This is a genomic window from Microcystis sp. M53598_WE2 (assembly GCF_030067735.1).
Lineage (GTDB): Bacteria > Cyanobacteriota > Cyanobacteriia > Cyanobacteriales > Microcystaceae > Microcystis > Microcystis aeruginosa.
Genome location: NZ_JASJFE010000529.1, coordinates 1 through 9,106, shown reverse-complemented (window position 1 = coordinate 9,106; position 9,106 = coordinate 1). Strand labels below are relative to the sequence as shown.

The 9,106-nt window shown below is 41.4% G+C and carries 10 protein-coding genes; 5 read left to right on the top strand and 5 right to left on the bottom strand.

Annotated features, from left to right (window positions below; genetic code table 11):
• The first annotated feature begins 246 nt into the window (after positions 1-246).
• From PX636_RS10770 to PX636_RS10760, 3 genes are all read left to right on the top strand, one after another.
• Positions 247-1,047, top strand: a complete 801-nt coding sequence (locus PX636_RS10770) for a metallophosphoesterase family protein (RefSeq protein WP_288117140.1) — start codon at positions 247-249, stop codon at positions 1,045-1,047.
• Between the two features lie 72 nt (positions 1,048-1,119).
• A complete protein-coding gene (locus PX636_RS10765) occupies positions 1,120-1,938 on the top strand; it encodes a SirB1 family protein (RefSeq protein WP_288117138.1) in 819 nt (272 codons plus the stop codon).
• A 150-nt stretch (positions 1,939-2,088) separates the two neighbouring features.
• Entirely contained in the window at positions 2,089-2,553 is a 465-nt protein-coding gene (locus PX636_RS10760) for a VOC family protein (RefSeq protein WP_002796487.1), read from the top strand.
• On the opposite strand, the gene PX636_RS10755 is transcribed toward PX636_RS10760, so the two are convergent.
• From PX636_RS10755 to PX636_RS10735, 5 genes are all read right to left on the bottom strand, one after another.
• Complete coding sequence (locus PX636_RS10755; protein ID WP_288117136.1) at positions 2,550-3,317, bottom strand: TspO-related membrane protein; 768 nt, start codon at positions 3,315-3,317, stop codon at positions 2,550-2,552. The two genes, PX636_RS10760 and PX636_RS10755, sit on opposite strands and share 4 nt — an antisense overlap.
• 3 nt (positions 3,318-3,320) lie before the next feature.
• Positions 3,321-3,800, bottom strand: a complete 480-nt coding sequence (fabZ, locus tag PX636_RS10750) for a 3-hydroxyacyl-ACP dehydratase FabZ (protein WP_012268022.1) — start codon at positions 3,798-3,800, stop codon at positions 3,321-3,323.
• Between the two features lie 269 nt (positions 3,801-4,069).
• Entirely contained in the window at positions 4,070-5,209 is a 1,140-nt protein-coding gene (locus PX636_RS10745) for a SpoIID/LytB domain-containing protein (RefSeq protein WP_288117134.1), read from the bottom strand.
• Positions 5,210-5,607: 398 nt separating this feature from the next.
• Complete coding sequence (locus PX636_RS10740) at positions 5,608-6,258, bottom strand: Coq4 family protein (RefSeq protein ID WP_288117133.1); 651 nt, start codon at positions 6,256-6,258, stop codon at positions 5,608-5,610.
• Between the two features lie 70 nt (positions 6,259-6,328).
• A complete protein-coding gene (locus tag PX636_RS10735) occupies positions 6,329-6,619 on the bottom strand; it encodes a YiaA/YiaB family inner membrane protein (RefSeq protein ID WP_002758035.1) in 291 nt (96 codons plus the stop codon).
• A gap of 159 nt (positions 6,620-6,778) precedes the next feature.
• On the opposite strand from PX636_RS10735, the gene PX636_RS10730 reads away from it, so the two are divergent.
• Positions 6,779-7,774, top strand: coding sequence for a hypothetical protein (locus tag PX636_RS10730; protein ID WP_288117131.1), 996 nt, complete (start codon positions 6,779-6,781; stop codon positions 7,772-7,774).
• Positions 7,775-7,959: 185 nt separating this feature from the next.
• Complete coding sequence (locus tag PX636_RS10725; protein WP_288117130.1) at positions 7,960-9,066, top strand: P-loop NTPase fold protein; 1,107 nt, start codon at positions 7,960-7,962, stop codon at positions 9,064-9,066.
• The last annotated feature ends 40 nt before the right edge of the window (positions 9,067-9,106 follow it).

Sequence of the window (9,106 nt, the reverse complement as noted above, 5' to 3'; positions counted from 1 at the left end):
TTTGTAGGATGGGTTAGCGGTAGCGTAACATGAGCGGGAGTTGGGTTTCATGCTTCAACCCAACCTAAGTTCATCTTATATTTAATTCCACCCACCTACTTACAGCCTTTCTCCCGCAGTTCCGGCGTTCCCCAAAACCAGTGACTGTCAGAGGGAAAGCTTTGTCCTATAATAAAATTAAGACCTTATAAAAACTACTTTTTTAGCGATAAAAGAGTAGCAATCTCAGCAATTAGAGAGGGGTGTGTGTTTTTTAAAAAAATAGGGAAACAGACTCAAGAACCGCGTCGTATTATTATCGGAGATGTGCATGGCAGTTTTCAGACACTTTTGCGACTATTAAACCGAGTTGCTCCCGATAGTGAGGATGAGGTTTATTTTCTGGGGGATTTAATCGATCGAGGAGAGCAGAGCTTGGAAGTGGTGGATTTCGTGATCAAAAATAACTACCAATGTCTCTTAGGAAATCATGAATATATGCTCTTAAAAGCTCTGGCAGGAAAAGAAGTTTCTGAAAGATGGTTAAACGGTTGGATCGAGAGTGGCGGGGCGGCGACACTACTAAGTTATAATAACAATATACCCGCCGATCATATCAATTGGTTCCAATCCCTACCCGCTTATTTAGACCTAGGAGATATTTGGTTAGTTCACGCGGGAGTCCACCCAGAATATCCCCTTGAACAGCAAACAAACGAGCAGTTTTGTTGGATTAGAAACGAATTTCATGCCATGACCCAACCCTATTTCAAGGATAAACTAATTATCACAGGTCATACTTTAACCTTTACCTTTCCCGATGTCAAACCGGGACAACTAGCTCGCGGCAGCGGTTGGCTAGACATTGAAACTGGGGTTTATCATCCTCAAAGTGGTTGGTTAACTGCTTTAGATTGGACAAATCAATTAGTTTATCAAGTGCAGTCTCAAAATAAAAATTGTCGCACGATCCCTTTAGAAAAAGCGGTGGTTAATCTAGACCTTGACAAGATTTCTCGCTACTTCTCCCGGGAAAGCTCATCTAAATTGCTGAATATTGAATGGTGATCGGAAAAGAGAAGCGATAAAATCGGAAGGATCGGTTAAAATAGTTGATAATCTGATTAATACCCTTTTCTAATGACCCTTGCACTCTTATACCAAGCCTTCATCGAAACAATTCAACATCCTGACCCTGAGATAAATCTAGCTCGGGCAGCCCTACAAATAGCCAATTTTGAATATCCGCGCCTCAATATTGATCACTATTTAAATAGAATAAATTTAATGGCTGAGGAGGTAAAAAAACGTTTACCCGATAGATTATATCCTTTAAAAATAGTCAAGATTATCAATCAATATTTGTTTGAAGATTTACAATTTAATGGTAATACCCAAGAATACTATGACCCCCGCAATAGCTACTTAAATGACGTAATCGATCGCCGCACTGGTATTCCGCTCACTCTCTCGATTATCTATTTAGAGATTGCCAAACAGATCGATTTTCCCATGGTAGGAATTGGTATGCCGGGCCATTTTATTATCCGTCCCGATTTCGAGGAAGTAGAAATTTTTGTCGATCCCTTTCACGGTGGTGAAATCTTATTTAAACAGGACTGTCAAGAAAGATTAAGTCAGGTTTATCAACAGCCAGTTAAATTAGAAGAACATTTTCTCAATATTGCTACCAATCAGCAAATTTTGTTACGTTTGTTGACTAATTTAAAATATATTTACCTGAATCGTCAACAATGGTCTCAGACAATTCGGACAATAGATCTGCTACTTTTGCTCATTCCTAATCATCCCTTAGAGCTGCGCGATCGAGGTTTAGTTTACTATCAAATTGGACAACTCAGCCAAGCGCAACAGGATTTAGGCTTCTATCTCGCTCTCCTACCCAACGCTCAAGATGCCGAATCCATTCGACAATTATTGCAAAAAATTAACTCTTAAGTCGCCAATCAGTTATCAGTTATCAGTTAACGGTATTAAATGAGGAGTATTAAATGAGATTAATAGTGCTGTCTTTTCACTGATTACTGATTACTGATTCCTGTTCACTGAAAAATCCCCCCAACCCCTTACTGATAACTGATAACTAAGATGACTATTAGCCCTTCCGTAACCGCAAAAAAACTCAAAATCGGTCAACTGCGAAAAGTCCATCATATCGCTTTCAACGTCAAAGATATGGAGGCTTCTCGTCATTTTTATGGGGAAATATTAGGATTAGAGGAATTAGTGGGGGAAAAAATTCCCAGTACCTTAAAAGAATTAGTTGCCCAGGGAAAAGTGGCCAATTTTATCACCCCCGATGGTACAGTAATTGACCTATTTGGGGAACCAGATTTAAACCCTCCCGACGACAATCCCGAAATCGCTTTTACCCGTGCCAACCATTTAGCCTTCGATATTGCCCCCGAATGCTTCGATTTTGCCCTAGAAGTGCTACAAAGTCAGGGAATTACTATTGCTAGTGGACCCGTGACCCGTCCGACTGGCAGGGGGGTTTACTTCTACGATCCCGATGGCTTTATCGTCGAAATTCGCTGTGATCCCGCATTTTAACGACTCAGAGGACGAAAACTGCCACTAAAAACCAGAAAAGTTAGGATAATCGCTAATATAATCGCCGTTATCGCAATTAGAGGCAGAGAAATCTGTTTAACAGCGATCGCCAAGAAAGCCCAGATAAACACCCCGATAAAAGCCCGATCTTTTCGGTTTAAACCGACTAAAATCGCGATTATCGCCCCGATAAGCAGAATTATTACCGTCCAGATCTGGTCAGTTAGACCCCATCGCTGCCAGTCGATCCAATCTAGCACCGAAGCGACATTGACAATCGTGGCCACGCTAATCCAAGCGAAATAAATACTAATAGGAGCATTAACTAATAAACCCTGTTTACGATTGACAATCAAGCGATTAATTTCTAAGCGAAGATAAAGCCGGATGAGAGGGATTAAAATGCCTAGCATTGCCAGTAAAGACAGGGTAAAAAAACGTAATTGAAAGAGAATTACCCAGAGAATCTGACAAGCACTAGCGATGGCTAATTCGTAGCCTAACCGACGCAAACGTGGTTCAGTTTTATTAAAAGCCAAAGCTTGGTAAATTCCCAGACTAATTAAACCCAGATAAATTAATCCCCAGATCGCAAAAGCATAATTAGCGGGAACAATTAAGACATCTTGAAAAACTGTATTCGAGATAGCCCCGATATTTTCGCCCTTAAGAGGAAAAATATTAGCGAAAATATTGGTAATAAAAGCCCCTAGAATAGCAAATAAATTTAGTTCTTGTCGGAGACGATCTCGATCAAAATTCATAGGTCAATCAAAGATGGAAAACATCATTTCGCCCTGAGCGGCCAATTGCCCATCGACTCTTGCTTCCCCTTGCATTTTAGCAATTTTATTCATCTTGAAGGATAATAATTCCACCGTCATTATCAATTGATCCCCTGGCACCACAGGACGACGAAAACGGGTTTTATCAATGCCAGCGAAGGCAAAAAATTTCCCTTTCATCCCAGGTAATTGGGTCAAAATCACTCCCCCCACTTGGGCCATGGATTCAACAATTAACACCCCCGGCATCAAGGGACGATTGGGAATATGACCGGGAAAAAAAGGCTCGTTGATCGTGACATTTTTTAGGCCAACGGCCTTTTGACCAGGTACATAGTCAATAATGCGATCAACTAGGGCAAAGGGATAACGATGGGGCAGTAGTTGGCGAATTTCCTCGACGGTAAAGGTAGTTTTTATGACTGGTTCCAACTCGGTTAAGGCTTCGGTAACGATGGTCATGCAAGTCAAAAATTACAAGTTAGATCAGACATTATCTCATAATCAGTTATCAGTGATCAGTGATCAGTTATCAGTTATCAGTTATCAGATGAACGTAGGTGGGGTTGAAGCATGAAACCCAACGCCAGCATAGTTTACGCTACCGCTAACCCATCCTACAAATAATTGTGCCTCCCTACTTAGCTTAACCAATTAGGTTTTAGATTCGATCCTTGTTATCAGTGATCAGTTCACTGTTTACTGTTGACTGGAAATGGCTGACAGCCTTTTTAGTTGGGCATTTCAGTTAAACGAGCATTTTGATAATAATGGCCGAGAATCCGGTCATAAGTCACCCCTTGGTCAGCGAGGGAAAAAGCGCCCCATTGACTTAAACCGATCCCATGACCGAAACCGCGACCATTAATGGCAAAAGTACCGTTATCAGCTGAAATCGTGAATAGGGTACTACGCAGCTCGAGTATTCGCCGTAATTGGGTATCAGAGATTAATTTAGAGCCTTGATCGCCTACTACACGCATTCTAATCACTCGTCCGTGGGGAGTGGTCCTTTCGGGAGATAGCGATCGCACGCGACCAACACCACCAATTAAACGGCCTAATTCCCCGGCGCTAAAGTTTTTTGACCATTGGAATACCGGGGCGACTTGATCGTAATCGATGACACCGCGCAGGTAGGGTAAGGGGGAATTCCAAACATCCTCGACATTTTCCGTGTGGCCCCCAGAGGAGGAGTGAAACACCGCTAGAATCGGTTTGCCGTTGAAACTCATAATTTGTCCGGCGGTGGCCTTAACTGCCTCGTGGGTGCTAGTAAACTCGCTTTCTAGACCCTTATAAACTTGGGTGCGGGTGGTAGTATCGAGATCGTAGATGCGATTGCCGGAAGTATTCATTTGGTAGAGAGCATAGGTGCGCGCCGCCACGGATTGGGCTTTTAAGGCCTCTTGCGGCCAGGAGGGAATCGCCTCCGCACCGACGACACTATAGAGATATTCCTCTAAATCGACTAAATTTAGGGCTGTCACCCCAGAACCTTGCCGAATGATCCTTGTGCGTCCTCGATACCAGCGATCATTAATCCAGACGTAACCATCATTCTCCGGTTCGATGAGCAATTGACTGGCCTGCCAATCGGCCAAACCCACCGCTTTTCCTCTGGGATTAGCATTGAGGGCATTCATGGCGGTTAATTCTCCTAGGACTCTCCCGGCCCCATCTTTCACCACAGCATCGGTGGAACTACCCACGGAGACGGCGCTAACACCTTTACTGATGGCAATGCGTAATTCGACAGCAGCTTGGACTGGAGCGATAATCAAAGCCCAAAACACTAGGATGAGCCAGCTATGGGCAGGCAGGCGCTGCAGGTAACTGCTCAGCAGCCTTGCTGTGTGTTTATTGGTCATGGGGATCGGACTCCTCACACAATCGATCGATAATCAATTTTACCCGGACTGGGATTTTTTTGCTACTCCGGTTCGGAAAAATTTTTCCCCTGTCACTTTTTCCCGATTGTCTGACAATTTTTCTGTCCTCTAGCCCCTGAATAGGCAAATCGTCTTATTTTCTCCGATTAATCGGGATTTATTCGGTTTAGTCGATTATTCTAAGTAGGGAGGCGTTAAAAATTATCATATGCCCCCCTTATCAAGGGGGGATTAAGGGGGGATCGGCACCCCCCTTATCAAAGGGGGATTAAGGGTAGGGTTGATTCATGAATCAACCCTACTATGAATAAACCCTAGGATTAAGGGGGGATCAAAGACAAAATCCATCCTCAATTTAATTATAACCACTTACTTAATTAGTCCAGCAAAGAGTGGACAATCGCCAATTCTTGCCGCCAAACTAGCAGGGATTTCTCCCAAGCTAGTTCCCATTTTTGCGCTAAAAAAGGTCGAGTATTTTTGCCCAAATTATAGGCGAGGACAATCTCTTCCCAGAGAGAGGCTAAGGAAAGTGGCGAAGAAAATAAAGCTCCGAATAATCCCCCTAAAATTATGACAATAGCTAGAGGGCGACGAGTTTGACTTAATTCAAAAGCTTTCAGTTGCAATTCTCCCATGCCATCGACACCAAAACCCGTGACTATATGCCAGATATCGTGAGTTTGCCGTAGGCGAAGCAGCAGATAATCTGTATCAGAATTGACCTGAATAGACCGATAAAAATTAGGATCGAAATTGAGACTAATTAGGTGAGTAGCATAATGATAACCTAGGGAATCTTCCGGGAGTTTTAGCAGGGTTTCTAAACAGGGACTAGCGGCTAGATATCTTTGGGCAATTATTTGAGCGGTAGCTCGATCGCTTTTAACATATTGTAAAGATAATCGCTGTAACCAACTCTCTTTTAAGCCATCTTCAATATCATATACAGACATCGTATTACCGGGATTTTGTAAAAGAGAAATTATTCCTTTGGTCACACTGATTAGATTAGTTGTGAATAGCATATAAACTCTCCTAAGCAAGTAAAAAGAGTGAGAATAATCGAAAAACCTGATAACCAATAACTGGGAAAAACTACTCCTTATAGGGATCGTACTGAGTCAAGATCCGTTCTAACTTTACTTCGTCAATGCGATTAATTAAGCGTTTAGATTCTTCGACATCGCGGACAGTTTTTGATAAATTAATGGTGGAACCGACGCTAAATAGTAAACCCATGCCTAAATAACCTTTAATCCACGGATCTACTGGTAGATAAATAACTCCTAAAGAAGTGGCAGAAATAGAGACAATAAAAGATAACCAAGTTTGAAAAATCCACGCTTGAGTATGACTGGGAGCAGTACCGTATTTTTTATCGTTCATAATCGTCTCCTAAATGTTTCTGGAACCATTCTGTCGGTTCTAGAGGTGCAACAACAATGAGCGCTATCTAGTAGGGGGAGGGTTGAGAACTGGGGTGAAGTGGGGTGAAGTGGGGTGAAGTATAAAGTATAATCGTTGTCAGAATCTAGGATCAAAAAGATGGAGATTAAACATCTGAAAATTTGGTTTTCTTGGGAAAAACAAGAACAAATGATCGAGTGCTTGGTGGGGAGAGTGGGATTAACCCGGGTGCGTGCCACTTGTTTTCTGCGTCTCTGGATTTATGCGATCGCCAAGGAGGGACAGGCAAAACCCCCTTTATCCCAGTTAATTTTTCCCACCACTGCCATTATCTGTACCCATCGGCAAGCATCGGATTTATTTTATCAGGATCAGGATCAGGGCAGCGAACGCTCGGCGGGTATGATGTTAGATAAATTAGCGGCCCTTGGTTTAATCGAAAAAATTTTTGACGGCAACACAACCAGAATTAAAATCAAGCCAATTACGGGGATTTTAGAGCCTGATAGCTCGGAATCATCTGTAGAATTGCAATTAGATCAATTTAATCCCCGTTGTGATGCGATTCCTGTGGCTAACTTGCTGACACGCAATTATAACTGGATGAATCGCAATGCTGAAGCAATTCCCCATCGCATTTCTCGTCTGTTGCGGGGTTGGGCAAAAGATTACACTACAGGTATGCGAGTTTTGCGTCGGGTAGATAATCTTAATCCCGTCGGTTTTTATCTCCTCTATCCCACCGCAAACGAGTCGGAAGCCAATTTTTTTACCTCTCCTAACAAGAGTTTACATCTAAGTGCGATCAACGAACAGGATCCTTTTAAAATGGCATCCGTGGGAGATGAAAATTGTCTTTCGGTATTTATTCGCAGTTGGATGATTGATGCTAATTATTTAGAAAAATATCGTTTAATTTTTCTGCAAGATGCCCAAAAAACTCTCCAGAGAATGACCTTAGATTTTCCTAATCTCTGCGATTTACATACTTTGATTATTCATCCCGATTATGAGAAATTAGCCGCCGCCTTGGGATTTCAAAAAACTATTCAGGAATCCCCAAACTCTATTTATTGGATGTATTTAGGACTCGATCGCTTTTTATCCCTAGATATGAGTGCAATTCAATTTTAATCGGGAGTGGGGAAATTATGAATTATGAATTATGAATTGGGGAGTGGGGAGTAGGGGGAAAAAATCCATAACTGGGTTTTTGAAGTTCGATCGAGAGTTAGTCGTAATATTAAAAGCGGATTCGGTATAACATCTTGTCAATAAGTATTGTTATAATAATGACATCAATCAAGCTATAGTCGCCTATGTCTGAACAATTGATCGCTAATCTTGTTGGTGTCTTTAAACCAGTTCCTTTACCTGCCGATAGTCCCTTTTATGTAGATCTAAAAGCAGTGAGAGCGGATGCTGATGTCTGTCAAGATTTAGGCAGAAAAATTATTCGTTCGCTGCCAACAGACTACACCCATCAACTCTACACAGGACATCGAGGAGGGGGGAAATCCACGGAATTATTGCGGCTGAAAAAATATCTAGAGCAAAAAAATTGTTTTGTTGTTTATTTTGCGGCAGATGAAGACGATATCGATCCAGAAGATGCTCAATATACAGATATTCTCATTGCCTGTACGCGCCATTTATTAGAACAACTAAAACAGGCTAATTCAACCCCCTTAAAAAACTGGATAAAATCCCGTTGGCAGGATTTAATTGATTTAGCTTTAACAGAGATTAAAGTGGAAGATGTCAAATTAGAAACGGGAGACTTGATTAAATATTTTGGTAAAATGTCTGCGGCGATTCGGGCAATTCCCAGTCAAAGACAAGAAATAAGAAATAAAATCAATCCTCATACTGTTACCCTGTTAACAGCACTAAATGAGTTTATTGATAATAGCAAAACTGTCTTAGATGATTCAACAAAATTAGTGGTAATTGTTGATAACTTAGATCGCATCGTACCGATATATCGGCGAGATCATAAAACTAATCATGATGAGATTTTTTTAGATCGGGCTAATCAATTAAAGGGGTTAAATTGTCATTTGATTTATACTATACCTATTTCAATGGCCTATTCTAATCGGGCCAATGATCTACGGGATATTTATGATAATGACCCGATGGTTTTACCGATGATTATGATCCGCAATCTTGATCGTACTATTAATCCTGATGGTATGGCAAAAATTAAGGCTATTATTGAGAAAAGAACGCAGCAATTTTTACCGACGAAAAAGCTAGAAACAGATATTTTTGAAAGTCAAGAAGTTCTGGAGCGATTATGTTTAATGACTGGAGGTCATGTACGAAACCTAATTTTATTAATGCAAACCGCTTTAGATCATGTGGATGCTTTACCTATTACCGCAAAAGCTGCTCAAAGAGCAATGGGAGCAAGTCAAAGCTGAAGAACAAATAAACTACTTGACAAAAGCATCAATTGGGTAT

Excerpts from the sequence above, each read along its gene's own strand:
- PX636_RS10725 (WP_288117130.1), top strand. The coding sequence starts at position 7,960 with ATGTCTGAACAATTGATCGCTAATCTTGTTGGTGTCTTTAAACCAGTT.
- fabZ (WP_012268022.1), bottom strand. The coding sequence starts at position 3,800 with ATGACCATCGTTACCGAAGCCTTAACCGAGTTGGAACCAGTCATAAAA.
- PX636_RS10735 (WP_002758035.1), bottom strand. The coding sequence starts at position 6,619 with ATGAACGATAAAAAATACGGTACTGCTCCCAGTCATACTCAAGCGTGG.
- PX636_RS10730 (WP_288117131.1), top strand. The coding sequence starts at position 6,779 with ATGGAGATTAAACATCTGAAAATTTGGTTTTCTTGGGAAAAACAAGAA.
- PX636_RS10745 (WP_288117134.1), bottom strand. The coding sequence starts at position 5,209 with ATGACCAATAAACACACAGCAAGGCTGCTGAGCAGTTACCTGCAGCGC.
- PX636_RS10760 (WP_002796487.1), top strand. The coding sequence starts at position 2,089 with ATGACTATTAGCCCTTCCGTAACCGCAAAAAAACTCAAAATCGGTCAA.
- PX636_RS10740 (WP_288117133.1), bottom strand. The coding sequence starts at position 6,258 with ATGCTATTCACAACTAATCTAATCAGTGTGACCAAAGGAATAATTTCT.
- PX636_RS10765 (WP_288117138.1), top strand. The coding sequence starts at position 1,120 with ATGACCCTTGCACTCTTATACCAAGCCTTCATCGAAACAATTCAACAT.
- PX636_RS10755 (WP_288117136.1), bottom strand. The coding sequence starts at position 3,317 with ATGAATTTTGATCGAGATCGTCTCCGACAAGAACTAAATTTATTTGCT.